Here is a 26801-nt window from a genome sequence, read left to right on the forward strand (position 1 = left end):
CCTGCGATGCGAATTGCCTATCTTGAATGCACCCGTTGTGGCGAGCAACTCTCCGCCGATCGCCCGCTGAATGTTTGCCCCAAAGATGGCGGCGTCCTTTATGTCCGCTATGATCTGGCCGCTCTGCGTGGGAAACTGCGGCGCGAAGATATCGCTGGACGCGTCGCCAGCATGTGGCGCTATGCCGAGGTGTTGCCTGACGCAGTTCCCGTCACGCTCGGCGAGGGCTTTACTCCGATGTTGGCCAGCCGTGAATTCCCCAACGTGTTCATCAAAGATGAAGGATTGAACCCTACCGGGTCTTTCAAAGCGAGAGGCATGTCGGCCGCCGTCACGATGGCACAGCATTACGGGTTGAAAAAGCTGGCCGCACCCTCCGCGGGAAATGCTGGTGGAGCACTCGCTGCATATGCGGCAGCGGCTGGCATCGAAGCACATATATTCATGCCGAAAGATGTACCCATCGCCAACCGCATGGAAAGCGATTACTACGGCGCGCACGTTACCCTAGTCGACGGCCTCATCAGCGATTGCGGACGCATGGTCGCTGAACGAAAAGACAAAGAAGGATGGTTCGATGTCTCCACGTTGAAGGAACCATTTCGTGTGGAAGGCAAAAAGACCATGGGATACGAAGTCGCCGAACAGTTGGGATGGAAAATGCCGCAGGGCATCATCTACCCGACCGGAGGTGGCGTCGGCATGATCGGAATGTGGAAGGCTTTTGACGAGATGGAGCAGTTAGGTTGGATCGGGACCGATCGTCCGAAGATGGTGACCGTGCAGGCTGCAGGCTGCGCGCCGATCGTGAAAGCCTGGGAAGCAGGGAAGAGCAGTTCCGAGATGTGTGTCGGCGCGACGACGTTTGCGTCCGGCTTGCGCGTGCCGAAGGCATACGGGGACTACCTGATCCTCGACATCATCAAGAAGAGCGCAGGCACGGCCGTCTCTGCAACCGATGACGAGATCCTCGACGGAGTGCGGCACTGGGCGAGCGTCGAAGGCGTGTTCGCAGCTCCGGAAGGAGCGGCGTCGCTGCTCGCGTATCAAAAGCTACGCGCGTCGGGATTTTTCAAAGCCGACGACACCGTCGTCCTCTTCAATACCGGAACGGCTTACAAGTATCTCGACATGATGGAAGCGAAACGAAGAACAGTACGCCCGGAGCCGCCGGCATCGCGGAATATTGGCGGGATCATTGGGCCGTTTTGAAAATAGTGGTCAGTGGTTAATGATCAGTGATTAGCAAAACCCTGAGGTCCAAGTCGTGGTTTTGCTAATCACGAACCACGAACCACTGCTTTACAATCGTTCTGTGGCGGTTCTCCAAAATCTAAAGATCACCTTAGAGATGATCAAGTGGGAGCACTCGATTTTCGCGCTCCCGTTTGCCCTTTGCGGCGCGATGCTGGCTGCGGGCGGCGTGCCGCCGTGGCATCAACTGGTCTGGATCGTGGTGGCAATGGTTTCCGCGCGCTCGGCCGCCATGGCGTTCAATCGTCTCGCCGACGCCAGTATCGATGCCGCCAATCCTCGTACCAGTGTTCGAGCACTCCCGGCAGGATTGCTCACGCCATCGTTTGTCAGTGCCTTCGTCTTCATTTCCTGCGCTGTCTTCGTTCTTGCTGCCTGGCAATTGAACCGGCTGACGCTTCTACTGTCTCCGGTCGCACTCGCAGTGGTCTTGCTGTATTCCTATTCCAAGCGCTTTACGCGCTGGTCTCATCTTTTACTGGGACTTGCCCTCGGGATAGCACCCGCGGCGGCGTGGATTGCGGTCCGCGGCTCGCTCGATCCACGGATACTGCTGCTTACCGCCGCTGTGACTTTCTGGGTGGGCGGATTTGATGTCATCTATGCCTGCCAGGACTACGAATTCGATCGTGATCACGGATTGCACTCCGTTCCGCGCTATCTCGGGATCCATCGTGCGTTGTGGGTGGCGCGCCTCTTCCATCTGGTGATGCTCGCCCTGCTGGTCGCACTGATTCTGGCTTTCGGGCTCGGCAAACTGGCGATGGTGGGCGTGGCAGCGGTGGCGGCGCTTCTGGCCTACGAACATTCCCTGGTGAGGCATGACGATTTGAGCAAGCTGAATGCGGCGTTCTTTACGATGAATGGCGTGATTGCAGTAGTTTTCTTCGTATTCATCGGCGCTGACTTGTTGCTTCGAATTTGAAGAAGATGAACCCGATGAAGTCACACGATGATGTGATCGAATGCCCGGCCCTGCGGTATCATTGAGGGGATGGCGAACTCCCACTCATTTCAGACTGACGACCCCCGCCTCCACCCAATTAAAGACAAGGTTCTCGCCGGAGAACGTCTCAACGAGGCGGATGCCCTGGTTCTTTATGGGACGGGCGACATCCTCGCCGTAGGCTGGCTTGCCAACTGGATGCGGGAGCGGATGCATGGAGACACCGCGTACTTCAACGTCAATCGCCACATTAATCCCACGAACGTCTGTATCGCGGCATGCCGTCTGTGTGCCTTCGGCCGCAAGAAAGATTCGCCCGGTGCATACACGATGGCGCTGGAGGAAGCGTTTCAAACGGCGTCTTCCGGATACTCCGAGGCGATTACAGAATTTCATATCGTAGGCGGGTTGCATCCTGACCTGCCATTCCAGTATTTCCTCGACCTGGTTTCAGGATTGAAAGATCGTTTCCCGCAGGTTCACATGAAAGCCTTCACCATGGTGGAAGTCGCATACCTGGCCAAGCGGTCGAAGCTTTCCATCCGCGAGACGCTGGTGAAGATGAAAGAAGCGGGCGTCGATTCACTGCCCGGCGGCGGAGCGGAGATTTTTGCCGACCGCGTGCGGCACATCATCTGCGATCACAAGATTGACGGCAGCGAATGGCTGGACACGGCACGCACAGCTCACGAGGTTGGACTCAAATCGAACGCGACTATGCTATACGGGCACATCGAGAACGATGAAGATCGCGTCGATCACCTGCTGAAGCTCCGTACATTGCAGGATGAAACCAGCGGCTTCCAGACCTTCATTCCGCTGGCATTCCATCCCGCGAATACTCCGTTGCAGCATCTGCCGACTACTACTGGCATGCTCGACATCAAGCAGATCGCGGTCAGCCGGCTGGTGCTCGACAATTTCCCGCATATCAAGTCTTACTGGCAGATGATGACGCCGAAGATCGCGCAAATCTCCCTGCGCTTTGGCGCCGACGATATCGACGGCACCGTGGTCGAAGAAAAGATTTACCACGATGCGGGCGCGACCACACCGCAGGGCATGCGGCGGCAGGACTTGATTCGACTCATCACCGAAGCCGGACGTGAGCCAGTGGAGAGGGACACCTTGTACCGTCCGGTTACACGTACGGAGACGTCGTTCACAGTTTCGGTGTAAGTCGCAGTTTCGATATCGCAATTTGTACTAACCCACGTTCTCTCGCCGCGAGATAGTTATTCGTCGACGCACCCATTCTGGGGTACCATGCTCTGTCTCCGGAGCGAAATGTGCAAATCCTGATTGCCCGCTTGTCGATCGCCTGCCTGTTGTTTTGCCCGTCCTTGGGATTTGCGGCAGATCCGCAGTGGGTCGAGGTACGCTCGCCACACTTTTCCGTGATCACCGATGCCGGAGAAAAGCGCGGCCGGGATGTGGCACTCCATTTCGAGCAGATGCGATCCGTATTCGGCACGCTGTTAACCAAGGCAAACGTCAATCTGTCGGTCCCTCCGCAGATCGTGGCATTTCGCAGCCAAAAAGAGATGCGGCAAGTCGCTCCAATTTTTAAGGGCAAGCCGACGGAACTGGCCGGCCTGTTTCAGAGTGGGCAAGACCGTAGTTTCATCATGTTGGATATGTCGGTGGAAGATCCGTGGACGGTCGTCTTCCACGAGTACGCGCACCGGTTGATGGATGGCAATCTCACGTTCCGGACGGACCCGTGGTTCGAAGAGGGCTTTGCCGAGTATTTCTCCAGTATCGAGGTGGATAACAAGGAAGCGCGCGTCGGAAAGATCCCCGAGGATACCTACGGAATTCTGTCGCAACTCGGCATGATGAAGACGGTCGATCTGCTTCGCGTGCAGCAATACTCCAAGACCTACAACGAGTCGGGAGACCATCGCACCACGTTCTATGCCCAGTCTGGACTCACGATTCATTATCTCTACGACAAACTTTTGATACCCAAGCTGGCTGTTTACTTCGATACTCTGCAACTCCAGAAGAAGACGGTGGAACAGTCTTTTCAGGCAGCCTTTGGAATGTCGCCAGGGGAGTTCGACAAAGTCCTGTATGACTACCTGAGGAGCGGACACTATCTCTATTATCCGATTCCGACGCCGGCCGGAATTGTGGCCGCCCAATTTTCCGCTGCTCCCGTAACTCTTGCAGACGCTCGCGTCGTACTGGCCGATATCCACGCTCATTCGCCGGATTATAAAGATCAGGCTATGAAGGAATTTCAAGATATCTTGAAATCGGATGCGAATAACGAAACCGCACTTCGTGGTATGGGATATGGCTACCTGCAGCAAAAGGATTGGGAACATGCCGCCGACTACTTTCGCCGGGCGGCTCAGCAGAGTAGCAAGGATCCGTGGGTCCACTATTACTATGCCATGCTGTTGAGGGAGCAAGGTGCCAGACAAGATTCAGGCGGCGATGAAATCAAGAAGGAATTGCTGGCCGCGATCGCACTGGATCCCACATTGGCCGATGCCTATTCCTTGCTGGGATATCAGCAGGCAATATCCGGCGAACCTGAAAAAGGCGTTGAGACACTGAAAAAGGCAATCGAACTCTCGCCCCGGAACGAACACTATCAGTTCACCCTCGCGAATGTGTATATGTCGAACCGGAAGGTGGATGAGGCAATCGCGATCTTTCGCAGCCTCGAGAGTAGCTCCGACCAGGAGATTGCGATGCATGCCCGCGAAACACGCGTGCAAGCTGAAAATTACCGGGAGCAGTCGCGCACCTTTGCCGTACGAGTCGAGAACCAGAACTCAGACCATGGTGTTGCGATCCGGCAAGCGCCGGACGTGACGGTAAACAGTGCGAGAGTGGAGGCCCCGATCACGGTCACTGCCGTGCATTTCTTGAAGGGAAAGCTGGCGAGTGTAGACTGTTCAGCCGCTCCGCAGGCTGTTTTGACGCTCAATGCGGGCGCAAAGTCTTTGAAACTGCACGTACGTGACACAGGTCACGTGATCGTGATTGGCGCGGATCACTTTTCCTGCGATTGGAAGAGCAAGAATGTGGCCGTGAACTATCGCGGACGTCCTGATGGCGAAGGAGATGTGGTTTCGCTCGAGATTCAATAACGGTCAGGAACTTCTTCTACCGATGCGCATCTAATGGCTATGACTAAAGAACAGACAGCAGTGCTCGGCGGTGGGTGTTTTTGGTGTAGCGAGGCCGTATTCCAACGCTTGACCGGCGTGACGCACGTGGAATCCGGATACATGGGCGGCCACATCGATAATCCAACCTACCGCCAGGTCTGCGGCGGCGATACCGGGCACGTGGAAGTGATACGGGTGACCTTCAATCCCGATGAAATCAGCTATCGCGACTTGCTCGACGTGTTCTTTGCCGTGCACGATCCGACTACGCTGAACCGGCAGGGAAACGATGCGGGAGAGCAGTACCGATCGGCCATCTTCTATAGCGATGAAGATCAGCAACGCGTTGCCGAAGCGACGATTGCGGAATTGACTGCTGCCAAGGAATTTCCGGAGCCGATCGTCACCGCCGTCGAGCCGGCGTCGAAATTCTACGTGGCCGAGGATTATCACCAGAATTACTACAACGAGAATTCAAGGCAGCCTTACTGCATGTTCGTGATCTCTCCCAAGCTGGCAAAGCTGGAAGCGAAGTTCGCGGCCAAGCTACAGGCGTAAATCGCCTGATGAGAGCAATGGTAGCGTTCAGTACACTCCGTTGAGAAGTGGGAGCAAGGGCATCATTGCTCCAGACACGCTCGTGACCGTGATCTACAGCACACTCTAAGGCGGGATGAAAAGGGCGGGTACGGCGGAAGTAGTTGCCGCTACCCGCCCTTTTGTTTTGCCGTTCAATCGAGAGCGCTCGGCTCCGAGGCGATCATCCTCGTAGAATCCGGCAAGAACTTCATCGAAATAGGCAAGAAGCCGAACGTCCGGGAAGTTATGCTTAACCTCGCTGCGAAGGTAGACCGACTTCCCAGCCGAGGAGATGCAATGCAGAAACGCAAACTTGGAAAGAGCAACATGGAAGTCTCGGCCCTCGGGCTGGGCTGCATGGGGATGAGCTTTTCCTATGGCCCACCCAAAGACAAGCAGGAGATGATTGCGCTCCTCCGGACGGCCGTCGAACGCGGCGTCACATTCTTTGATACCGCCGAAGTCTACGGTCCCTTCACCAACGAAGCACTGGTCGGCGAAGCCCTCGAACCGTTTCGCGGGAAAGTGACGATTGCCACCAAGTTCGGCTTCAATCTGAATTCAGACGGAAGCCCCGGGTTCCAAGGCCCGAACAGCACGCCGGCCCGCATCAAGCAGGTCGCCGAGGAATCGTGCAAGCGCCTCAGAGTCGATGCCATCGACTTGTTCTACCAACACCGCGTTGACCCGAACGTCCCCATCGAAGACACGGCCGGAGCGGTGAAAGACCTGATCAAGCAAGGCAAAGTAAAACACTTCGGCATGTCCGAAGCAGCCGCCAAGACCATCCGTCGCGCACATGCAGTCCAGCCGGTTACAGCCGTACAGAGCGAGTATTCGCTGTGGTTCAGAAATCCCGAAAAGGAAGTTCTGCCGACCCTGGAAGAACTAGGTATCGGGTTCGTGCCCTATAGCCCGCTCGGGAAAGGCTTTCTTACGGGGGCAATGACCGAGAGCACGAAATTTGAAAGCAACGACTTCCGCAGCCGCCTGCCGCGTTTCACGCCGGAAGCGCTGAAGGCGAATCAGGCTCTGATTGATCTGCTGGGCACGATCGCACAAAAAAAGAAAGCAACTCCTGCGCAAATTGCGCTCGCCTGGCTGCTTGCCCAGAAGCCGTGGATCGTTCCCATCCCGGGCACAACCAAGCTAGCCCGCCTCGATGAAAACATCGGAGCCGTTACGGTTGAGCTTACTGCAAGTGATCTTAGCGAAATCGAAAGCGCTGCCTCAAAGATCACAGTAGAAGGGGCGCGGTATCCGGAAGCAATTGAGAAAATGACCGGACTGTAAAGAAGATCGTCGGACGAAACAAGAGCGCAGTCAGCAAGGCAATGCCAAGAATGGAGATGAATCCCAGAGACGATCTGTTCCGGGAAACTTCTGACTTGGTTGCCATTACAATCAGCAGAACCATTTCGAAGGCGTGCCGTCAGGCCAATGCTGAGCTTTACCAAAACCCGTTTCCATGAAGTGCGCGTCCGGTTTGAAAACCATGTCTCCAACACTCGGCTGAGCGCGGTTTTATGGGAATTTTTTCTCTTTGGGTTTAAGCAGGGATGGGCTTGTCTTTTTGGTGGAATGATTCTCGGCCTGTTGCTGCTCACAAAATGGTTTTGGCCAAAGGACGCCTGGCTGGCGCGCTACGACTTTTTGTTTCTTTTCGCGCTAGCGGTGCAGGTGATCTTTCTTCTTTGTCGGTTGGAGACCGTTCGAGAAGCCAAGGTCATCCTGATTTTTCATATCGTCGGTACCGTGATGGAACTCTTCAAGACGACCATGGGCTCGTGGACTTATCCTGAAAGCAATTTTTTTCGAATCGGCCATGTGCCGCTGTTCTCTGGCTTCATGTACGCGTCGGTGGGCAGCTATCTCGCGCGGGTCACCCGTATTTTTGATATGCGATATACGCGTTATCCAAACACAATGGTTACGGTTGCTGTCGCCGTTCTGATCTATGCCAATTTCTTTACGCATCACTTTATCCCGGACCTGCGAATTCTGATCTTTGTCATGGTGGCCGCCACTTTCGGCCGGACGTGGGTCTATTACCGCCCGTACATTGCGGTCCGGCGCATGCCTTTGCTGGTCGGCTTCGGACTGGTTGCGCTCTTCATATGGGGTGCGGAAAATATTGGCACATTCGCAACCGCCTGGGTCTATCCCGCGCAAAGGACAGTCTGGCACCTGGTCTCATTCGGCAAATACGGGTCGTGGTTCCTGCTGATGATCATCAGCTTTATCCTGGTTTCACTGGTAAACCCGCCGCGCTTGCCGTCAGCAGAGGTTGATGCCATGGACTTCGGTATTAGCACCGGTGATATGCAGGCGGATCAGGAACTGTGAGGGTTCAAGAATTTACCCCAATCTGCGCATCGAACAAACGAGTGTGAATATGCTAGACGTACGAAATGCAAACCTGCTTGAAGCTCTACTGGACTCCTGGGACAGGAACAACACCATCCTGATCAACCTGCTCCGCGCCGTCCCAGAGGGTGGACTCGAAGTCCGGGCCATGGAGAGTAGCCCGTCCGTCGGAGAGATGTTGATGCACATCCACTATGTCCGGCTCGTATTCGTCTCCGAAGATGCTCCCGATTTTGCCAAGCCGATGCCCGAGGGAGAGTGGAGGACCGAGCGCGACCGCAACCGCAACCGCATGGTCCAAATGCTGAACGATAGTGCGAAGGTTGTGAGAGACGTGCTAAGGAATAGGGTGGAGACGTGCGGGCAGATGAACCTCCACTATGATCACCCGGTTCTTTTTCTCCAGCACATGATCTGGCATGAGGGTTACCATCACGGTCAGATCAAACTGGCGCTCAAGTTGGCAGGCCACCCTATCAGCGATGACGAAGCTGGGCCAGGTACATGGAGCGTCTGGATGAATAAAAAAGATTGAGTGGGAATACGCGTTGGTCCGCATTAAGTAGAAAGCGATCTTAGCTGACGACAATCGACCACCGGCGCAGGCGTCGTAAGGTCATCTGAATTTGATTGTCCCCGAAGGGAGTTCTTATGGTCACACTAAATGTGAATGGAGTCCGGCACGAAGTACAGGCGCCTGACGATACTCCTCTACTCTACGTTTTGCGCAACGATCTCCATCTGGTCGGTCCGCAGTTCGGTTGCGGACTCGCTCAGTGCGGAGCCTGTGCAGTCCTGATCGACGGAAAAGAGGTGCGTTCCTGTATCACGGCCATTTCGTCCGTTGGCAACCAGGAAATCACGACGCTCGAAGGGCTGCCAGCGCGGTGGGCAAAGCAAAAAGGCCTTTCCGCGGAGGACGCGAAAAATACGCTTCATCCGGTACAGCAGGCCTGGATTGAGGAGCAGACTCCGCAGTGCGGCTTCTGCCAGAACGGGATGATGATCAAGGCGACTGAACTGCTCGAAAGTAATCCCCAGCCGAGCCTGGCGCAAATCAAGGAAGCTTTCACCACTTCCGGGGTGTCGCCTAATCTCTGTCGCTGTGGAACCTACGTTGCGATCATTGAATCCGTGAAGCATGCCGCCGAAATCATGGCGAAGGGGAGGTAAGCGATGACCACCACCAGTGAAAAAGCCGCCCACGAAAAATCGGCAACCGTTTTTGGAGCCACGCTGTCGCGCCGCCAATTTGTGAAAGCTGGTGGAGCGCTGGTGGTTGGGTTCAGCCTGGTTGGTTCGGAGTTTCTAAAAGCCGATACCGCGAACCCTGCCTCGTTGAAGAACTCGCTCGATCCCACCCTGCCCAGTTCGTGGATCGAGATTCATCCCGACAACACGATTCTGATTCGCACCGGGAAGCCCGACTTCGGCCAGGGCACCACCTTTACTGCGTACCGGCAGATTGTGGCGGACGAGCTGAGTGTCCCGTTCGAAGCGATCACGACCGTTGTGCACGGAGACACCGATCGCACGCCAGACGGCAGCGGTGCCTTCGATTTCCTCGGCCATGGAACTCCGAACATCCGCAAGGCGGCTGCGTACACTCATCAGGCACTGCTCGACCTCGCGTCCGAAAAACTCGGTGTTGCGAAGGACAAGCTTTCCGTGAAGGATGGCATCGTCTCCGGAGGCGGGAAGCACATTTCCTACGGCGACCTCGTGAAGAACCAGCAATTGAAGCTCACGATCCCGGTCAAGGGAGAGCTGACCAGCCTGTTTGGATTGGCCGTCCAGGGCGATCCGCCGATGAAGCCGGTCAGCGAGTACACCGTCATTGGCAAATCGTTCAAGAATTCCATCATCAGTTCGAAAGTGGCGGCTAAAGAAACGTGGGCGACCGATGTACGCCTCCCCGGCATGTTGCACGCCCGCGTGATTCATCCCAAGACGTTGGGTTCGACTTTGGTGTCTGCGGGGAAATTGGATAAGGCCAAGTTCCCGAATTCGCAAGTCTTTGTGAAAGGGAATCTTGTCGGGGTGCTCGCAGCCACCGAGTGGGAAGCGATCCAGGCCGCCGATCAGGTGGCCAGTGCTACGAAATGGACCGTGTGGAAAGGCCTGCCCGGCAGTGCTAACCTGCACCAACACTTACAAGAGAAAGCTGATTGGGCGAGTACTCCCGCCACCAAGAGCCAGGCCGCCAAAGGGGACGTCGGTCCCGCACTCGCCGCCGCTCACAAGAAGCTATCCGCAACTTATCAGATGCCGTATATGAAGCATGCGCCGATCGGCCCAACCATGGCGGTGGCCGATGTGAAAGCGGACGGCACGGTGCACATCTACACCCATAACCAGAACCCGCAGGCACTGCGCGGCGAAATTGCCATGATGCTGCGCAGCACAATCGATAAGGTCATCGTGCATACGTATCCCGGCCCTGGCCACTACGGCCGGTCGAACGGAGGAAACGCAGGCGCGGAGGACGAGGCGGTAATCTTGTCGCAGGCAGTGGGAAAACCCGTGCGCGTGCAGTGGATGCGCGCTGACGACATGCAGTGGTCCACAAATTCGCCGGCGGGATACTCCGAAATTCAGATTGCTGTCGACGACAAAGGCAAAATGGCGGCCTACCAGGCCGACCACTACATGCCCGCCATGCAGGATGATCGCCCGATCGGCGCGGTCCTCGCGGGACTGCCGACGATGGCGGCTCCCGATGTCCACAATGATTTCATCACTTCGACAGTCAACAATATTGCCGACCCGTGGCTGTATGCGCCTGTTCCCAACGTGGCCGAGCGCGGCCACGGCACATTCCAGGTCGGACAGGAAACTTCGCCGCTCGCCGTCGGCCTTCGCGACCACAGTATGCGTACGCCGGTACAGTTCCAGCAGAACTATCCGCGCGAACTGGCGGTAAGCGAGGCTGCTGCGCTCGCCGGCGCCGACGCGATCCAGTTCCGCATCGACCACGCCAGTGAAGAACGGGCGATCGGCGTACTGAAGGCGGTTCGCGATGCTTCCGGCTGGGACACGCGTCCCTCGCCGCGTCCGGATGCCGTCTCTACCGGAGCAACGCCGGTGCGTGGCCGAGGAGTTTCTCTGATGGAGCGCAGCGGAACCTACTGGGCCTGTGTGTGCGAAATCGTGGTCAGTCCCAGCACCGGCGCAATCAAGGTGGAGAAGTACACCATCGCGGTTGATCCCGGCATCGTGATCAATCCGATGCAATTGAAGCGGCAGGTCGAAGGCGGCGCCGTCATGGGAATCAGCATTGCTCTGCTCGAAGAGGTAACGTTCGATGAGAGCGGAATCACGCAGGATGATTGGAACAGTTATCCGATCCTGACCATGGCGGACGTCCCAGAGATGAAAGTGGTACTACTGCACAACCCGAAAGTCGGCACATACGGTGGAGGCTCGGAAGCCGCCAATGCTCTCGCCGCGCCCGCCATCGCAGCGGCTGTACACGATGCAACTGGAAAAATCGTTCGACGCCTTCCGTTAAAACCGGCATACGTGCAGGCGGCTTTGAAGAGTTAGGTTTTGGGAGGGCACGAATTCATTCGTGCCGCTGGGGCGGCTACATTGAATTGCGCTTTCGCGCGGAGAGGTGCCATGCCAACGAAAAACGATTCGCTGACGGACCGCCTATCGCGCGATAGCGAAATTACGATCACGGTGACTGGCAGAAAATCCGGTCGCACCATCTCTATCCCAATCTGGTTCGCGTGGGATGACGAGAAACTCTATCTCCTACCGGTACAGGGTTCGGACACCCAGTGGTACAAAAACATTCTCGCCAACCCGGCTATGAAGATCACGGCTAGGAACGCAGGAGCCGAAGTGCAGGCAGTGCCGATCACGGATACCAACGGAGTCGCGTCGGTAATCGAGAAGTTCCGCGCCAAATACGGGGCTGGAGAAGTGAAGAAGTACTATTCCAAGTTCGACGTTGCTGTTCTGGTGAAAATGTAGAGCATGCCATCATGAAGAAAAGCATCCTTCAAAACATAAGAAGCACCTCCAAAGTAGTGCCCCTTCAGCGCCCATCCAACGAGCCGGCTTCCGCCACGCTCGATACAACCAGTTTGGCCCGCCTGCTTGCCGCCTATGCCCCGCATGACGGCAGTTTCGAGTTGCGCATCCCTGGATTGCATGCCAGCCGTATGGCACGCGCCAACACGCAGTGCTTCCACACTCTCCGGATGCCCTCGTTATGCATCGCCGCGCAAGGAGCAAAGTCGGTCGTCGTGGGACAAGAAGTCTACGCGTACGACGCGTCGCGTATGATCGTGTTTTCGGTCGCGTTGCCGATCGCGTCCCAGATCACGCAAGCCAGCCCGTCCCAGCCGTATCTTGCACTCCGTTTGGACCTCGATCCACGCAAAATTGCGGAGTTGGTGTTGAAGGTCTTTCCGCAGGGGCTGCCTTCAGTACACGAGAAAGACAGGCGCGCCGTGTACGTGAGTCCGGTCGACGCGCACATTGTGAACGCCGCAAACAGGCTAATGGAGTGCCTGGCTAGGCCCGGAGACTCGGAACTGCTTGCCCCGCTCATCTTCGACGAAATTTTGATTCGTCTTCTTCGCAGCCCGATTGGTGTACGCGTGGCGCAAATGGGTTTCGCCGAGTCGAGCGTGGACCGGGTAGGGAAGGCGATCGCCTGGCTGCGTACCAACTTCTCGCAGCCCATGAAAGTTGAAGACCTCGCTGGGCTGGTGCACATGAGCGTTTCCTCTTTTCACGAGCACTTTAAGTCGGTGACTTCGATGAGCCCGCTGCACTATCAGAAAGTGCTGCGCCTGCAGGAGGCGCGGCGACTGATGTTGTCGTCCATGATGGACGCGGGCGCTGCGAGCCAGCACGTCGGCTATCTCAGTCCGTCGCAGTTCAGCAGGGAATACAGCCGCTTCTTCGGCAATGCGCCGACGCGGGACATCGCGAAATTGCGTCAAGACAACCGGCTTTGGGCCTGATCGTCGAATCATTTGATTTAGACAGGCGAACACAACTTCCAGCCAAGTACACTTGGTGCGCAACGAAGTCGCTTGCCAGGAGGCCTTCGTGTCGATGAAACGGATGGTTGTCCGCTGTGCAGCCCTTTGTCAATCCTTACGCAAGGTATGGATTCTTTCCGCCGGCACCGTATTGCTGCTCGCAATGCCCGTGGCCCAGGCGCAGTCAAGCCGCCGTTCCGACGAGGGCACCCAGGTACTTGCCTTGGATAATTCCTGGAACCGCGCTCTGGAGACCAAAGACACCAAGGCCCTCGACCTTCTTCTCGCGCAAACGTTTGTGTCCGTGGACATCGACGGCAGCATGCAGTCGAAGGCGGAATTCATCGCCAGCATCGGAGCGCCCAACTACCATCCTCCTACTCAGGCTGTGACCGAACAAAGTTCAGTTGAGGTGTACGGCGACTCCGCCGTGGTGGTTGGAATCTTTCGCACCAAGGGTGTCGAAAAAGGCAAAAAGTATATGAACCGCGAGCGCTATGTCGATACCTGGGTAAGGATCAACGGTACGTGGAAGTGCGCAGCGTCGATTACGGTGCTGATTCCCGCGAAGTAGCCGGTTTGATATGGGGCAGGGAAACGGCGGAGAGGGTGGGATTTGGACCAAAGCCGTGTTGATTCCGCTTACGTTGTTGATTCTCTAATGTCCCAAAAGTCCAAGATGTCCAAGAAGTCCTGGCGGCTAGCACAAATCAGCTCGATTTTTCGGGGCCGGAATTGTGACCCGTGGGTCAATGAGTGTAATGGCGATATTACGTCAACCACCGTCGCAGAAGGCTGTTAGTCTCGGGCTGTAGTCAGATTTCAAACCCCATTTTGGAGTAGCCAGCCCGTGCATACGAAGATGCTTATGCGCCTAAGCTCGTTGTTTCTTGGGATTCTGGGGCTTGCAGCTTCTTTTATGCCGCAGGAAATTCTGGCCCATTATGGCGCGCATTCGAGTGGACTAGGTACCTTGCTGCTGCAAGTCGTGGGTGCGCTGTATCTGGGGTTCGCTGTTCTGAACTGGATGGCCCGGGACATCCTCATCGGCGGTATTTATGCGCGTCCGGTAGCACTCGGCAACTTCCTCCACTTCGGTATCGTGGGGCTCACTGTGTGGAAGGCAATCGCCAGTGGGACGTCCAGGAGCAGCGACATCGTCACGGGGGCAATCGTTTATTCGGTCTTTGCGGTGTGGTTTGGTTTGGTCGTGTTTACTCATCCAACGAAGCAATGAGGAGGCAGCACGGTTTCACCGCTTTCTCACCGCTGACGTTAAACAGGCGATTTCACCAACAACCAGCCCCACGCGTGCCCGTGCCGGGGTTGTTAGTGAAATCGGGATTTTACGTAAAATGAGACATGGCGCGCTCCCAAATTCACCCCTCACCCGAAATCCGCTCCCGGTGCTTTCTATGTGGTGAAGGGGGAATGTCTGGCTTGCGGAGTTCCTCACGTCGTAGCGCCTGATCTCGTTGGCTGGGCAGAGGAGAAGGTGCAACACTGCTTTTGGAAGAAACAACCTGAAACTCCAGCGGAACTCGAACAGGCCATTGCGGTTCTCGAAGCCCAAGAATTGGACTGTCACCGCTATGCAGGAACCGACCCTGCAATTCTTGACCGCGTATTGTCCACACACTGCGACTATCCGATGCAGTCGCCGACCCTAGTCAAACGGACCGATCCCCACCCGGCGCATTTTGCGCTCCTCGATGATCCGCCCAGTCTACTCGCCAGAGTATGGGGCATAATCACGGGGCGTAGTGGCTAGTCCGAGTGCGCACATTATCAGGCCACTCCGGTCGGCAGTACTTACCTGCCAGCCGCTTTTAGAATGACCATCGCGCACAGGCCTACGACACCGGAAACAATGCCCGTCCAGAATACAAACCGACAGAAACGTGGTAGGACGCTCCGGGGAAACAGGGATTCATAGGTCTGCAAAACGTCATCACCGCCACGGAAACTCAGCCACTCGATTCTGTTTCTCGATGAATCCACTTTCATCAACCGGACTCGCATGGCCCAATGGAACACAATGCTGACGAGCGCCAGCATCACCAGTGCCGAGAGCGCGAAAGCGACCATTTAACTGCCTCTCCGAGGCCCGCGAACGTCCGTATGATATGCCAATCAAGGGTAACTGGCGAAGTCAGGCGATTGCACCAACTACTGTCCTCAGCCTGCGGGGCGGAGTTGTTAGTGTAATCGCGATATTATGACAGTTAGCGACCCTAAGCCGCCATCTTTCCCGTAACTACAAGTCCAACTTGACCTTGGGTGCGTCTGGACACGGGGTCCCTGTCATCGAGTTTTTTAGCGTGCGTAGAGTAGCTTCGACCGCTGCGAAATCCGGGGGGATAAACTCTCTTCTGCCGTTCAACTCCCCGGTCTCGAAGACCCAAAGCCCATGCGTTGATTTGCTGGAAATCATGATGATGTGTAAGTGCCACGGAAACGCTTCAGCGGCCCCCACGTAGTTAGGGAACCCATTCTGTGGGAGTTCAACAAAGTGTCTTTGAATCATCAATCGAACCAAGGATTCGATTTCCTGCTGGCTTGCGGTAGAGGTGCAAGTTGGGACGACACCATCGTCTTCAACAGTTCCATCGGTGCGGTATTTTTGCAACGCAAGCCTGCCGTCACCGTAGACGAACAAGGCCTCGTGCGACTCGTCATAATAGATTTTGAGGTCCTTGCGGGAGGAAGTGTCCGTCAACATGCTGGCGAGGCCAGTTGGCCTTGCCACATGGCGGACAAAGGCCAACATGGAAACCACGAGAACCAGTACGAGCAAGTAAAGGGTTGCCTGCCTCACTGCGTGATTGTAGGTCTCTAAATATCCGCGTCAATAGCCCGAAAGTCGCCTACATGAGTTCAATGGCAATGCGATGTGCGACCATAGACTAATGGCTGGTGTTAACAGGCGATTACACCAACAACTGCCCTCATCCTGCCGGGCCGGGTAGTTGATGTAATGGCGATTTTTCGCCAACTATCCGCGACGTGACGCGCACCAAATGGAGTTCGGTGTACAATTTTGCTCTCCTAAGCTAGAAAAATCGCCGTCCGCGGCTCTCAAATAAGGCGAGATCGCAATGCCTTGGTTTGGCAAGAAACTTACTCGTTGTTCCGCAGCGTTGGGCGCACTGCTAGGGTTGCTTCCTGTCCTCTCCTGGCCCCAACAGTTCAGCAAATCTGACCGCGATCTCGTCCAAGACATGCTGCGAAATGTGGCGCGAGATGTTCAAAAGAACTATTACGACCCTAAGTTTCATGGAGTGGATTGGGACGCGACGGTCCGTAAGGCGAAGGGAAATATCGACAAAGCCGATTCGCTAAACGGTGCCGTATCGGAGATCGCCGCCGCCCTCGATAGCCTGAACGACTCTGGTACGTTTTTTGTTCCGCCGCCACGCACGTATGTGCATGACTACGGGTTCACGATGCACCTAATTGGCGAAGGCTGCTTTGTCACTCGAGTGCGCCCAGGCAGTGATGCGGAAAAGAAAGGCCTCAAGGCAGGAGATCAGATTCTTGCCATCAACGAGCATCGCCTTTCACGCAAGACACTTTGGAGAGTCTTTTATATCTACGGAGATTTAGACCCCCAACCTGGCCTTCGTCTGACCCTAACCGACGAAGGCGGTCAACAGCGACAGCTGGAAGTCGGTGCGAAAATCGAAACGTCTTCGGGAGTAAGGTATTTCCTGCAACACGGTCTGGGTCAGCGCATCCGCGACTGGCAAGACGTGGACGATAGCATGGTGCCGCGTTATTTCGAGAAGGGTGACTCCCTGTTGGTGGTGAAAATACCTTACCCTTCGGCTTTGGATGTTGATCGAATGATAAGAAAGATGCGGAAGCACAAAGGCGTTGTCATCGATTTGCGGGGGAGTGGCGGCGGCAGGCCGGAGATACTCAAGCAAATGCTGGGAGGCATCTTTGAGCATGAAGTGAAGATCTATGACCGCATTGGAAAAGCCTCGACACGGTCCGAATCTGCGGTAGGCCGCCACCACGATGCTTTTACGGGAAGGTTAGCCGTCCTGATCGATAGCCAGTCCGCAGAGGCGTCCGAGTTGTTCGCTCGCGTCGTCCAGATGGAGAAGCGCGGATTTATTATAGGAGACCGCAGTACCGGTCACGTGGATCTATCAAAGGGCTTTTTTTATGAAACCTATCTGGATTCCGAGGTTTTCTATAGGGTATTCGTTACCGACGCTAACCTCGTCATGACAGACGGCAAGAGTTTGGAGCATGTGGGCGTAGAACCGGACATCACTGTTCTTCCGACGCCTCACGATTTGGCAAGGGGCCGGGATCCAGCGATGGCGAAAGCTGCCGCGCTGGTTGGCGGTCAGCTTAGCCCAGAAGAGGCTGGAAGAATATTCCCGGATGCTGAGTCACCCCAGCACTGAAAGGCAGACGTCCCGGCCCTACCACTCCGGTCGATTCTTGAGGCATACATTTCCGCGTTAGGCTTCCGTCTCTCATCAAAGCTCGCGGGAGTCGAAGCAAACTGTTGTTAACAGGCGATTACACCAACTACTTTGAAACGCGTACGAGCCGCCGCAAATCGCTACGGCCGACCCCTCTACAGCCCCGTAGTTTGGTAAATCCGCACACGGATTTTGTCCCGAGGCGCTAAGGCCGAGGACGTTAGCACAGGATTAGCGCAGATCATATGGCAGTTCGGTGATGCTATTGAGAACAAAGCGGTAAAAGAATGGCGGAGAGGGTGGGATTTGAACCCACGATACCCGTTAAGGTATGTCCGCTTTCGAGGCGGATCGTTTCAACCACTCACGCACCTCTCCGGAAAGCAGTCATCGTTGGTCGCCTCATGCGCCGGCCCCGTTTGGCCACCGACAATCGACGAAGGACTAACGACGTTTTCTAAAGAACTCTTGCAGGATTTCCGCTGAGCGGCCTGCCAGGACCCCACCACGAACGTCCATACGATGATTCAGTTGCGGGTGATTCAATACCGGCAACACCGAGTGGACAGCACCCGCCTTGGGATCGTCCGCGCCGTATACCAGGCGTCGAATCCGGGCATGGATCAACGCGCCCGCGCACATCGCGCACGGTTCAATTGTAGCAAACAGTTCGCAGTCGCTTAGCCGGTGGTTACCGAGGTTCGCACCGGCATCGCGCAGAGCCATGATCTCGGCGTGCGCGGTTGGATCGTTATCCGCGAGATTACGGTTCCATCCCCGGCCTACGATCGTACCTTCATGGACGACAATCGCTCCGACGGGAACTTCTTCGATCTCCAGCGCACGCTGCGCGCAGCGGAGAGCTTCTTCCATCAGGAGTTCGTCGGGAGCAATGGGGCCAGCCACCAATCCATTGTAAGGTTTGCGTGACTCTAACAGGGGCAGAGTACCGCGCGTTTATGAAACGATCAGACCGCGAGCGAGGAACTTCAGAGGACTCGGAATACCGTCCGCACCACTTCGGGCACAACTGCATGGACCACCAGCGGGACCACAGTGGTTACCACCGTGCGCGCGGCCAGTAGTGCTGGCAGGGCGATCAGTATCCAGGAACTCGTCGGAAGGTTGGCGAAATAAGCTTTCATAACCATATCCTTGGGTTCTGATACGCAGGGGACTTCGGGAAAGTTCCGGGGGCGCCTACCCGGCTGGGATTCTGGTATGTCCGGACTTAATGTGATCTACGTCACATCCCCGTGAGGCATTGAATGCTAGCCTGTTTACGCTATGCGGATGACAGAGATAGCCCGGAAACTGTTCCTCGTGGACCTGATCCAGGGTCTGAAAGTCACGTTCAAATATCAGCACCCCAAAGAGACCTGTACCGAGCAATATCCGCTGGAACGCCCGGTTGTCGCCGAGCGATACCGGGGCGCGCCCCGCCTGAGGAAACAGCCAGAAACCGGCACGACCATGTGCGTGGGATGCAACTTGTGTGCGACCGCTTGTCCGGAAAATCTGATTGTCGTCGGCAGTGTCCGCAACGAAGTGACAAAGCGTAAGGAAATGACTACGTTCACTTTCGACCTGAGCCGTTGCATGTTCTGCGGCCTATGCGAAGAAGCGTGCCACTCCGGCGCGCTCGAACTGACTCAGGATTTCGAGATGGCTATGTACTCGCGAGAAGGCATGATCTGGGATCGCGAGATGCTGGAAAACGGGCCACGTCCGACGGTGTATCAGAAGTAGCCCGCATTGGTTGAGGTCAAATCATCCCGTTCTAGTTCTTCTCCAGCGTAGCCTTCATATTCACATCCGAGCCCGCGAATACCGAGATCTCTTTTTCCCAGTCGGCGTACCCTTTGTCTGAGACCTTGACCTTGTGTTTGCCCGAGGGAAGCTTCAGGGCAGCGGGCGTGTTGCCGACGAAATTGTCGTCAACATAAACCTCAGCACCGTCCGGCACAGAATTCAGGGTGATTTTACCTTCGTCCTTTGGAGCAGGAGCCGGGGCGGCGTCGGCAGATTTTGTAATCGAAGGCGTCTCCGGGGCCGCTTTCGCATCTGGGACTGCAATCGCTTTTTCAGTGGACTTAACGGCGGACGCTTGCTTGGAATCGCCCGCGAGTTCATCCGAGACCTGGTCGTAGAACTTCTCAGCCATGCGGTCGCCGGCGCCCCACGACATCCCCCTCTTGTTCTGGACGTTGATGATGAGAGTGGACTTGTCGGTGCCCTCCGGCTCAACGGCCGCATTGGCCACGAATCCCTCGGACGCAAATGAGCGGCCCGTCTCGAAAGTGAACATCAGCATCTTCTCGTTGACATACGTCACCACGTGCCGCTCCCGTGCGGTTCGCATGGCGGCGATAAATACCTGCTCGGGAGAGTTGTTGTAGGTTTTCTTCTTAGGCTTCGCTTCGACACTGAAAGGCGACAGGACTGCAAGAATCGTCAAAAAAACAACACAAGAAAGGGTCGAACGTCTCATGACTATCCTCCCGATCAATTACCTGCACGGTATGTTTAGTAGATCAGATAGAGCGGGAGGAGTATAGACCAGAAACTACTCCGGCAACAGCGGCAAACCTTGAATATTCCAAGCGATCTTATAGACGGCATTGTTGGTTGCAAGAATCGCGGACTTGCCGGGCGCGAATGCCAGGCCCACCAGTCCTTGTCCGGATACCTGCAGGCTCGCTTTGGCGTCAGGCGTGACTTTCACAATACCGCGTTTACCGGAAAGGGAAGCGGCCACATAGAGGTTTCCGTCCACATCAAACGCCAAGCCTTGCGGGCGTCCTAACCCACGGTAGAAAACCGACACGCTGCCGTGCGGATCGACTTTGTGAACGCAGTCGAAACTGGATGTGGTCGGGCCGGTGACGAAGAGGTCACCGTGCGGTCCGAAAGCGAGATGGTACGCCGACACACTTGGTTCAAGTGTTGCGAAGACGAAGATCTGGCGGTCGGGAGCAATCTTGAAGATGGTCCCGCTCCGATCGCCGACATACAAATTCTGTTCCCGGTCGAACGCCATCCCAGTTGCCACACCCATGCCTTCCGCATAGGACGACATCGTCCCGTTGGGTGCGACCTTGTAAACCGTTTCGTCATGACGGGATGAAACGTACATTTCGCCTTCACGATCAAAAGCGATCGCGGTGGCGTTCATCATTTCGTTCAGATATGGCCTTACGATGTAATCCGTATCGATCTTGAAAATCGCCACCGGGACTTTTTGCCCGCGCGATCCGGAGAAGGTCGCGTAGATGTTGCCTTCCTGATCGACGGCTGGGTTGGTTACGGGATGCAGATCGTCTGCGATCGGCGTAGCGACCCGAATTTCCTGTGCATTGCTGACGTGTCCATTGGTATCCACAACAATCGGCCCGGACACAGCATCGTCGGGTACGCGCGCGATCACAAAATCGTCCGCGCTGATCACAACCGTTCCCTGAACTTCACCAAAACGCACGCTCGGCCGGCGCAGTTCCGCGGAACGCAATCCGCTACCAACGATGCGAATGTCGCCTCCCGGCAACGCGAAGGCGGGAGCGATCGCATCAATGTGCGGTTTGCCGTTGACGCTCTTCTTGCCCAATATTCGATCCGAGATACTCATCAGTCCGTTTCCCGTGCGGGCTGCATGCGCCCGCTTGACAGCTACCCTATTAGAAGTCGGAAATGCAACAACAGATGCATAATCACCAGAGCGTAAAGTCCGGCTCCAAGGTCGTCGATCACGATTCCGGCGCCCTCCGGCAAGGCCTCGAGTTGGCGCACCGGCGGAGGCTTGAGAATATCGAAGACACGAAAAAGTATAAGGCCCGCCAGAAACGTTTTCCATCCGAGTGGCACGGCGATCAAGGCCACAAGCTGTCCGGCGACTTCGTCAATCACGACAAACTGCGGATCCTTGATTCCCGTGGCTCGTACAACTTGGGTCGCGGCAGGGATCCCTATGGCAGTGACCAGTGCCGCGGCCGCAATTGTTGCCCACGAGCGAGATTCCGGCGGGATCACAAAACTAATCAGAGCCCACAGGATTACCGTCGCAACCGATCCCCACGTGCCCGGACCCGGTTTCAAACGGCCAATGCCGAAGAACGTGGAAACCAGTGTTGCCCAGAGAGGAGCGGCAGATTTGGCTGCTTCCTTCACTCGCTTTCGTCCACGGAGCCGAGGTTTCCATCCCGGATGACTTCTTCCTCGTCATGGACCGGCTCCGAAATCACGTAGGCTCCGGTGGCCCATTTGCCAAGATCGATTTCTTTGCAATGGTCGCTGCAGAAAGGGAAGTCAGGTGCAGTGCTAACGACAGCCTTCTTGCAGATCGGACAGCGCAGTTTTAGTTTGCCAGGCATAGAAAAAATACAGAATTCAGAGGTCAGATTGCAAAAGTGAAATCCCGCGGTGACGATGAGCGCACTCCTGCAATCTCACCTCTGACCTTAAACGATCTGGGCGACGATATCGTAGTCGTGAGCTTCGGTAATCCGGCAACGATAGAACTGGCCTTTCGTCGGCTCGGTTCCTTCCGGAAAATCATTGACGAAGACTTTGCCGTCAATTTCCGGAGCATGCATCGCAGTGCGGCCTTCGAGAAGCAACTCGCTTTCTTCGGAAGGTCCCATCAGCAGTAGATCGAGTTCGCGGCCGACCAGCGTTTTCTTCTTCGCTCGGCTGATCTTCTTTTGAATGGACATCAACGACTTCCGGCGCCGCTCGATTTCACGGGGAGACACCTTGTTTTCCAGATCGAAGGCGTCTGCACCTTCCTGGTCCGAGTAGCCGAAGGCTCCCATCCAGTCGAAGCCGACCGCCTTGGTGAATTCGCAAAGCTCGTCAAACTCTTTTTCGGTTTCGCCCGGAAAGCCCACAACGAAGGATGTCCGCAAGGTGAGATTCGGAATCGTGCGCCGCATCTTCTCGATCGAACGCAGAAACAAGTCGGAGCCTCCGCCGCGCTTCATCCTCTTCAAGACCGTCGCAGACGCGTGCTGCAGTGGCACATCAATGTAGGAGCAGATGTTGTCATGTGCGGCGATGGTCTCGAGCAGGCGCCCCGTGATCTTGTTGGGATACGCGTACAGGAATCGGATCCAGCGCAGTCCCTCAACGGCGGCGAGTTTTTCAAGCAGCAGGGCCAGGCCGTCTTTCAATCCCAGGTCCTCGCCATAGCAAGTCGTATCCTGGCCGATCAACGTGATTTCGCGTACACCCGCCTGCGCCAACCGCTCTGCTTCGGCAATCACGGATTCGAAGCGCCGAGAACGAAATTGTCCACGCAACTGCGGAATGATGCAAAACGTGCAGGGATGATCACAGCCCTCGGCGATCTTGATGTATGCGGTGTAGCCGGGAGTCGCCAGAATGCGGGGCGTGGCTTCGTCATACAGATAATTCGGCAGATCGGCGATGGCGCCATCCCAAGCATCGCGTGCAAATCGCCCTTGTTGCCGCCGGTGGTCACCTTCGGGACGGGAAGTGAGGATATTAAATGGGCTCGTCGCGGGCTTGGCAGGTGCGACACCAGCCGCGGCAAGGATTCGTTCCAGTTCGCCGGTTCCAACCACCGCATCGACTTCGGGAATGTTCTTGAGTATCTCGGTGCCAAAACGTTCCACCAGGCAGCCTGCAACCACTAATTTTTTTGCCCTGCCGCCGGTCTTGTGGCGAGCCATTTCCAGAATCGTGTCGATGGATTCCTGCTGTGCGGAGCCGATAAACGAGCAGGTATTAACGACGATGACGTCGGCATCGTCGGCCGCCGGGGTAAGTTCCGCACCTGCGTGCGCCAACATGCCCATCATGACCTCGCTGTCCACAAGGTTCTTGGGACAGCCCAGGCTGACGAAACCAACCTTGGTCGGGGCGGTCTGCTGCGGGCGCTCGGCGATGTCTTTTTGTACGGGCACGGGAGAATCGGTCAACCGGAAAGGGCGACAGATTGATTTTATCATCTGGTACACAGAAGGACGCTGGCGAGCCCGGTTGTTAACCTCCACAGTACGGCGGGTACTTTCGTTTCTACTGTAGGGTGTGGGGCGTGCTACTCTTAGGAAAACAAACTACATCCTCAATACTTCGGAGGAGAGATGTCGCTCAAGAACTTCGCTGTACTGATGGTCTGTGTTGGAATCCTGGTCGCGAGCGCGAGCGCGCAGCGCGAGTACTCTGGTTCGCCGCGCAACGAGGTTTCAGCCACCTTCGGTAAAGTCTTCGTTAGTTCCCAGGCCGTAACGGGAGCGGGTTTCTTTGACCCGAACATTCATTTCGGCAATGGAATGACCGTCGCTGGCAATTACAGCCGCACGCTCAAGACGTACGGTATTTTTGGCATTTCCGGCGAAGTATCCGGCGCCTACAGCCCGGATATGGACCTGAACCTCAGTCAGAATCTGATTCCGGAAGGCTATCAGTCTTACTTCATTACCCCGGCAGTGAGAATGAATATTTTCTCCGGCGAGACGGTCACGCCCTGGTTGAGTGTTGGCGGCGGCTACGGCTATTTCCGGCAGTCCAAGCAGTTGGTTTTCGGTGGACCGAACCCTGGAAAAACCAGCAACAGCACCGGCATCGTCCAGTTTGGGGCTGGTCTTGACGTCTGGCCTTGGGAACGGTGGGGTATCCGGCTGGAAGCTCGTGATTATTATTCGGGAGTGCCTGATCTGAATGTCACGACTGTCCGAACCCGGCAGCACAATATCTACGTAGGTGGTGGATTTATCCGGCGCTTCTAGATCGTGCGTTGCTGTTTCCGAATACTCCCCAAGGAAAACTCTTTGCAACAGAAATCATAGGGAAAGCGAAATCGCTTTCCCTATTGTTTTCTCTGACCGCTTTGGTGAAGAATTCGTAAGGTGCCGCCTATCGTTCTCCGGCGGTAATTTCCTCAAACAACTCAGGCAAAGCTCGAGCATCGTCCACGGACTGGCCGAATCGCGCGGATTCGTATGCCCTGGTGAAGGTAGCAACCTTCTCCTGCAAGACCGGCTCCAGAATGGCAGCGACAAAGTCGTGCGGAGTTTGTCCGGGAGATTTACGCCACCCGCGGCGCGCCAACCTCTTCAACATCCGGTCATACCAGAGCGCTGCGGATTCCCGGGGAGCACGGTCAGGATGAGCGCGCAGCCTGCGATTCGCCAGCCCCTGAATAATCTGACGCAGATTGAGCACGAGGAGCAGCAACACGGATACTGCCACGCTGCCGATCATCCACGTTGCGGGAGAGTGCGTGATCTGCTGGTGAGTACGCCGAGCCGACTTCAGCAGCGCTTGATAGTTTCGCGAATACCATTGCCGCAAATCGTCGTAGAGCCGGCGGCTGCTCTGCCCCGCACCCTCTCCCAGAGAGCGCTGGTGGGCGACGTCATAGTTAACTACCCATTCCCGCCAGAACGATGCGGCCGCGTCGACATAGAGAAACATCCGGGACCAGCCGGAGTGCGTTTCCAGATCACCGCCAGGAGTCGGATCGAAGCTGATCCAGCCGCTTCCCGGAAAATAGGCTTCGACCCAGGAATGAGCGTTGCTGGCGCGCACTACGTATTGCCCGGTCAGGTCGTTGAACTCGCCGCCCCTGAAGCCCGTCACGATGCGGGACGGAATGCGAAGCGAGCGCAGCATCACCGCCATCGAACTCGCAAAATATTCGCAGTGCCCCTTTTTCCGTTCGAAAAGAAAATAGGCCAGTGGGTCGCGAGGAGTGTTGCGGCCGAGATCCAGCGTGTAGCCAAAGTGCGTGCGGAGATAACGCTCCAACGTCACCGCCTTGTCGTAGTTGTTGGGAGCGTTGGCGGTAATCTCTTCAGCGAGCTTGGAAATTCGGATGTCGAGCGGCGGCAACGTAAGGTAGAGCGCGAGGCCTCCCGGAGCGGTGTTTGGAGACAGCCGCAATTCGCTGGCATCGGGTTCCGTGAGTTGCGATTCGGCTTCGTAGCGGTTCACGGGATGGTCCACGTCGAGGTTGTAGACCGCTCCACCAGCATCAGTTGTCACATGGACGTACGTCCCAAGTAGGGCTGCTGGCTTGTCCGCGAGAAAGAAGACGTTGGTGCCCATGGGTTCCATGAGCACGTGATAGCGCACTTTGCGGACCGGGATCCCAGCTGCTCCGGTGTCGCCCGGTGTTGCCCCGAGCCGATAACTCTGAAGTCCGGTGAGGCGGAGGTCGACTTGCGAAAATGGATTCGACCAGATTCTCCCGTCAAATTGACTCAACGCGACACCACGCCACTTGAGGTCGTAGGCGCCTTCGAGGTCATTTTCGATCTCAACGTGCATCACCACGGCATTGGATTGCTGAATCTGACCAATGCGCCCGAGTTGGACGCGATCGGTGAACCCCGTGGAGAGGTCGCTGCTCGGCGAATAGGCGCTCAGGTAGCGTGAGGAAACGCGAGGAAGAAGAAAGAAGATCAGCGAACCGCCGGCCAGGATCATCAGCATGAGCATCGGCGCGGTCGCAAGCAGGACGCTTGCCATGCGTCGATAGGGTGCTGAGTCTTTTGGCTCCTGGGCGCGCCCGCTCTCTTCGGCGACCGAATGGCGCATTTCCATGAGTACAAACGTGATGACGGCCACCAGCAGAAATCCGGCAAAAGAAAAAAGAAATACGCTATCCACCGTGAGCACAGCTGCGGCGAGCACCATCAAGAACGAGAGCACGGCCAGCATGAAGTGATCGCGCGCGCGCTGCAAAGAAAAAAGACGGATCACCATCCCGAAGAGCACCAGGTGTACCGTCGACACGAGGAAACTGCGAGAGACGAAAAAATAGTCCGCGAAATATACCGCGACGTAAAGCAGTGTGAGATATGTCGTCCACCGCTCCGGGATGGCGACTTGCTGCTGGGTGATCAGGTGGTATCCGCGAACCAGCAAGGCGCATCCCACGGCGAGGACCGCCAGCATATCCAATCCGCCGGTTGATGCAAGAGTCCCAAAGCCTGTTAGGACAAGTAAATAGAGCGAGACGTTGAAGTAGCGCTCAATGGCCGTGGCCATCGTGGCTTTACCCGGATTGGTGGTGGCCGCAAACACAGCTAACTCCATTGTTGGCGAAACCGGCCAAGAA

General features: G+C 56.1%; 27 protein-coding genes and 1 tRNA gene. 17 read left to right on the forward strand and 11 right to left on the reverse strand.

All coding sequences use genetic code 11. The annotated features are described in order from the left end of the window. Positions 1-6: 6 nt before the first annotated feature. From HY010_16195 to HY010_16260, 14 genes are all read left to right on the forward strand, one after another. On the forward strand, positions 7-1212 hold the full coding sequence (locus tag HY010_16195) for a threonine synthase (GenBank protein MBI3477274.1): 1206 nt from the start codon (positions 7-9) through the stop codon (positions 1210-1212). Between the two features lie 103 nt (positions 1213-1315). Further along, positions 1316-2179, forward strand: coding sequence for a UbiA family prenyltransferase (locus tag HY010_16200; protein MBI3477275.1), 864 nt, complete (start codon positions 1316-1318; stop codon positions 2177-2179). Positions 2180-2248: 69 nt separating this feature from the next. Beyond that, positions 2249-3379, forward strand: coding sequence for an aminofutalosine synthase MqnE (gene mqnE, locus HY010_16205; protein ID MBI3477276.1), 1131 nt, complete (start codon positions 2249-2251; stop codon positions 3377-3379). 110 nt (positions 3380-3489) lie between these two features. Next, a complete protein-coding gene (locus HY010_16210) occupies positions 3490-5307 on the forward strand; it encodes a hypothetical protein (protein MBI3477277.1) in 1818 nt (605 codons plus the stop codon). A gap of 39 nt (positions 5308-5346) precedes the next feature. Next, complete coding sequence (gene msrA, locus HY010_16215) at positions 5347-5886, forward strand: peptide-methionine (S)-S-oxide reductase MsrA (GenBank protein MBI3477278.1); 540 nt, start codon at positions 5347-5349, stop codon at positions 5884-5886. A gap of 318 nt (positions 5887-6204) precedes the next feature. After that, positions 6205-7200 carry an aldo/keto reductase gene (locus tag HY010_16220; protein MBI3477279.1) on the forward strand — a complete coding sequence of 332 codons (996 nt, stop codon included), beginning with the start codon at positions 6205-6207 and terminating at the stop codon, positions 7198-7200. A 147-nt stretch (positions 7201-7347) separates the two neighbouring features. Further along, positions 7348-8253, forward strand: coding sequence for a DUF817 domain-containing protein (locus HY010_16225; GenBank protein MBI3477280.1), 906 nt, complete (start codon positions 7348-7350; stop codon positions 8251-8253). A 49-nt stretch (positions 8254-8302) separates the two neighbouring features. Further along, positions 8303-8809 carry a damage-inducible protein DinB gene (locus tag HY010_16230; protein ID MBI3477281.1) on the forward strand — a complete coding sequence of 169 codons (507 nt, stop codon included), beginning with the start codon at positions 8303-8305 and terminating at the stop codon, positions 8807-8809. 116 nt (positions 8810-8925) lie between these two features. After that, positions 8926-9447 carry a (2Fe-2S)-binding protein gene (locus HY010_16235; GenBank protein MBI3477282.1) on the forward strand — a complete coding sequence of 174 codons (522 nt, stop codon included), beginning with the start codon at positions 8926-8928 and terminating at the stop codon, positions 9445-9447. Positions 9448-9450: 3 nt separating this feature from the next. Next, positions 9451-11820 carry a xanthine dehydrogenase family protein molybdopterin-binding subunit gene (locus HY010_16240; protein ID MBI3477283.1) on the forward strand — a complete coding sequence of 790 codons (2370 nt, stop codon included), beginning with the start codon at positions 9451-9453 and terminating at the stop codon, positions 11818-11820. Between the two features lie 75 nt (positions 11821-11895). Next, positions 11896-12255, forward strand: a complete 360-nt coding sequence (locus HY010_16245) for a nitroreductase family deazaflavin-dependent oxidoreductase (protein MBI3477284.1) — start codon at positions 11896-11898, stop codon at positions 12253-12255. Between the two features lie 11 nt (positions 12256-12266). Continuing rightward, positions 12267-13256, forward strand: coding sequence for an AraC family transcriptional regulator (locus tag HY010_16250; GenBank protein ID MBI3477285.1), 990 nt, complete (start codon positions 12267-12269; stop codon positions 13254-13256). Positions 13257-13344: 88 nt separating this feature from the next. Beyond that, positions 13345-13851, forward strand: a complete 507-nt coding sequence (locus HY010_16255) for a nuclear transport factor 2 family protein (protein ID MBI3477286.1) — start codon at positions 13345-13347, stop codon at positions 13849-13851. A 294-nt stretch (positions 13852-14145) separates the two neighbouring features. Continuing rightward, positions 14146-14514, forward strand: coding sequence for a hypothetical protein (locus tag HY010_16260; GenBank protein ID MBI3477287.1), 369 nt, complete (start codon positions 14146-14148; stop codon positions 14512-14514). 575 nt (positions 14515-15089) lie between these two features. On the opposite strand, the gene HY010_16265 is transcribed toward HY010_16260, so the two are convergent. Both HY010_16265 and HY010_16270 read right to left on the reverse strand, forming a co-directional pair. Next, a complete protein-coding gene (locus HY010_16265; GenBank protein MBI3477288.1) occupies positions 15090-15365 on the reverse strand; it encodes a hypothetical protein in 276 nt (91 codons plus the stop codon). Between the two features lie 169 nt (positions 15366-15534). Beyond that, on the reverse strand, positions 15535-16047 hold the full coding sequence (locus HY010_16270; GenBank protein ID MBI3477289.1) for a hypothetical protein: 513 nt from the start codon (positions 16045-16047) through the stop codon (positions 15535-15537). A gap of 328 nt (positions 16048-16375) precedes the next feature. Here HY010_16270 and HY010_16275 point away from each other — a divergent pair, with 328 nt between their 5' ends. Next, positions 16376-17698 (forward strand): PDZ domain-containing protein, encoded by a 1323-nt coding sequence (locus tag HY010_16275; protein ID MBI3477290.1) that lies wholly within the window; start codon positions 16376-16378, stop codon positions 17696-17698. Positions 17699-18007: 309 nt separating this feature from the next. Here HY010_16275 and HY010_16280 read toward each other — a convergent pair. From HY010_16280 to HY010_16290, 3 genes are all read right to left on the reverse strand, one after another. After that, positions 18008-18097, reverse strand: a tRNA-Ser gene (locus tag HY010_16280). A 66-nt stretch (positions 18098-18163) separates the two neighbouring features. Continuing rightward, positions 18164-18592, reverse strand: coding sequence for a tRNA adenosine(34) deaminase TadA (gene tadA / locus HY010_16285; protein MBI3477291.1), 429 nt, complete (start codon positions 18590-18592; stop codon positions 18164-18166). A gap of 116 nt (positions 18593-18708) precedes the next feature. Beyond that, positions 18709-18864, reverse strand: a complete 156-nt coding sequence (locus HY010_16290; protein ID MBI3477292.1) for a hypothetical protein — start codon at positions 18862-18864, stop codon at positions 18709-18711. Between the two features lie 148 nt (positions 18865-19012). Between HY010_16290 and HY010_16295 the strand changes: the two genes are divergently transcribed. After that, entirely contained in the window at positions 19013-19468 is a 456-nt protein-coding gene (locus HY010_16295; protein MBI3477293.1) for an NADH-quinone oxidoreductase subunit I, read from the forward strand. A gap of 31 nt (positions 19469-19499) precedes the next feature. On the opposite strand, the gene HY010_16300 is transcribed toward HY010_16295, so the two are convergent. The 5 genes from HY010_16300 to rimO form a co-directional block, all read right to left on the reverse strand. Then, positions 19500-20210 (reverse strand): PEGA domain-containing protein, encoded by a 711-nt coding sequence (locus HY010_16300; GenBank protein MBI3477294.1) that lies wholly within the window; start codon positions 20208-20210, stop codon positions 19500-19502. Between the two features lie 75 nt (positions 20211-20285). Beyond that, a complete protein-coding gene (locus tag HY010_16305) occupies positions 20286-21344 on the reverse strand; it encodes a gluconolaconase (protein MBI3477295.1) in 1059 nt (352 codons plus the stop codon). Positions 21345-21385: 41 nt separating this feature from the next. Beyond that, positions 21386-21883, reverse strand: a complete 498-nt coding sequence (locus HY010_16310) for a phosphatidylglycerophosphatase A (GenBank protein MBI3477296.1) — start codon at positions 21881-21883, stop codon at positions 21386-21388. Beyond that, positions 21880-22086 carry a DNA gyrase inhibitor YacG gene (gene yacG, locus HY010_16315; protein MBI3477297.1) on the reverse strand — a complete coding sequence of 69 codons (207 nt, stop codon included), beginning with the start codon at positions 22084-22086 and terminating at the stop codon, positions 21880-21882. The genes HY010_16310 and yacG overlap by 4 nt, the downstream gene beginning before the upstream one ends. Before the next feature lie 87 nt (positions 22087-22173). Then, positions 22174-23685: a 30S ribosomal protein S12 methylthiotransferase RimO gene (gene rimO / locus HY010_16320; GenBank protein ID MBI3477298.1), complete on the reverse strand. Its 1512-nt coding sequence runs from the start codon at positions 23683-23685 to the stop codon at positions 22174-22176. Between the two features lie 135 nt (positions 23686-23820). Here rimO and HY010_16325 point away from each other — a divergent pair, with 135 nt between their 5' ends. Then, positions 23821-24465, forward strand: a complete 645-nt coding sequence (locus tag HY010_16325) for a hypothetical protein (GenBank protein MBI3477299.1) — start codon at positions 23821-23823, stop codon at positions 24463-24465. Positions 24466-24592: 127 nt separating this feature from the next. On the opposite strand, the gene HY010_16330 is transcribed toward HY010_16325, so the two are convergent. After that, positions 24593-26767, reverse strand: coding sequence for a DUF3488 domain-containing protein (locus tag HY010_16330; protein MBI3477300.1), 2175 nt, complete (start codon positions 26765-26767; stop codon positions 24593-24595). Positions 26768-26801: the final 34 nt, after the last annotated feature.

The organism is Acidobacteriota bacterium (assembly GCA_016196065.1).
Classification (GTDB): domain Bacteria; phylum Acidobacteriota; class Terriglobia; order Terriglobales; family Acidobacteriaceae; genus Acidiflorens.

Coding starts and splice junctions, on each gene's coding strand:
- HY010_16220 (MBI3477279.1), top strand. CDS start 6,205: ATGCAGAAACGCAAACTTGGAAAGAGCAACATGGAAGTCTCGGCCCTC.
- HY010_16230 (MBI3477281.1), top strand. CDS start 8,303: ATGCTAGACGTACGAAATGCAAACCTGCTTGAAGCTCTACTGGACTCC.
- tadA (MBI3477291.1), bottom strand. CDS start 18,592: ATGGAAGAAGCTCTCCGCTGCGCGCAGCGTGCGCTGGAGATCGAAGAA.
- msrA (MBI3477278.1), top strand. CDS start 5,347: ATGACTAAAGAACAGACAGCAGTGCTCGGCGGTGGGTGTTTTTGGTGT.
- HY010_16270 (MBI3477289.1), bottom strand. CDS start 16,047: ATGTTGGCCTTTGTCCGCCATGTGGCAAGGCCAACTGGCCTCGCCAGC.
- HY010_16265 (MBI3477288.1), bottom strand. CDS start 15,365: ATGGTCGCTTTCGCGCTCTCGGCACTGGTGATGCTGGCGCTCGTCAGC.
- HY010_16260 (MBI3477287.1), top strand. CDS start 14,146: ATGCGCCTAAGCTCGTTGTTTCTTGGGATTCTGGGGCTTGCAGCTTCT.
- rimO (MBI3477298.1), bottom strand. CDS start 23,685: ATGATAAAATCAATCTGTCGCCCTTTCCGGTTGACCGATTCTCCCGTG.
- HY010_16325 (MBI3477299.1), top strand. CDS start 23,821: ATGTCGCTCAAGAACTTCGCTGTACTGATGGTCTGTGTTGGAATCCTG.
- HY010_16225 (MBI3477280.1), top strand. CDS start 7,348: ATGCTGAGCTTTACCAAAACCCGTTTCCATGAAGTGCGCGTCCGGTTT.
- HY010_16250 (MBI3477285.1), top strand. CDS start 12,267: ATGAAGAAAAGCATCCTTCAAAACATAAGAAGCACCTCCAAAGTAGTG.
- HY010_16300 (MBI3477294.1), bottom strand. CDS start 20,210: ATGAGACGTTCGACCCTTTCTTGTGTTGTTTTTTTGACGATTCTTGCA.
- HY010_16235 (MBI3477282.1), top strand. CDS start 8,926: ATGGTCACACTAAATGTGAATGGAGTCCGGCACGAAGTACAGGCGCCT.
- HY010_16195 (MBI3477274.1), top strand. CDS start 7: ATGCGAATTGCCTATCTTGAATGCACCCGTTGTGGCGAGCAACTCTCC.
- HY010_16240 (MBI3477283.1), top strand. CDS start 9,451: ATGACCACCACCAGTGAAAAAGCCGCCCACGAAAAATCGGCAACCGTT.
- HY010_16245 (MBI3477284.1), top strand. CDS start 11,896: ATGCCAACGAAAAACGATTCGCTGACGGACCGCCTATCGCGCGATAGC.
- HY010_16275 (MBI3477290.1), top strand. CDS start 16,376: ATGCCTTGGTTTGGCAAGAAACTTACTCGTTGTTCCGCAGCGTTGGGC.
- HY010_16295 (MBI3477293.1), top strand. CDS start 19,013: ATGACAGAGATAGCCCGGAAACTGTTCCTCGTGGACCTGATCCAGGGT.
- yacG (MBI3477297.1), bottom strand. CDS start 22,086: ATGCCTGGCAAACTAAAACTGCGCTGTCCGATCTGCAAGAAGGCTGTC.
- mqnE (MBI3477276.1), top strand. CDS start 2,249: ATGGCGAACTCCCACTCATTTCAGACTGACGACCCCCGCCTCCACCCA.
- HY010_16305 (MBI3477295.1), bottom strand. CDS start 21,344: ATGAGTATCTCGGATCGAATATTGGGCAAGAAGAGCGTCAACGGCAAA.
- HY010_16290 (MBI3477292.1), bottom strand. CDS start 18,864: ATGAAAGCTTATTTCGCCAACCTTCCGACGAGTTCCTGGATACTGATC.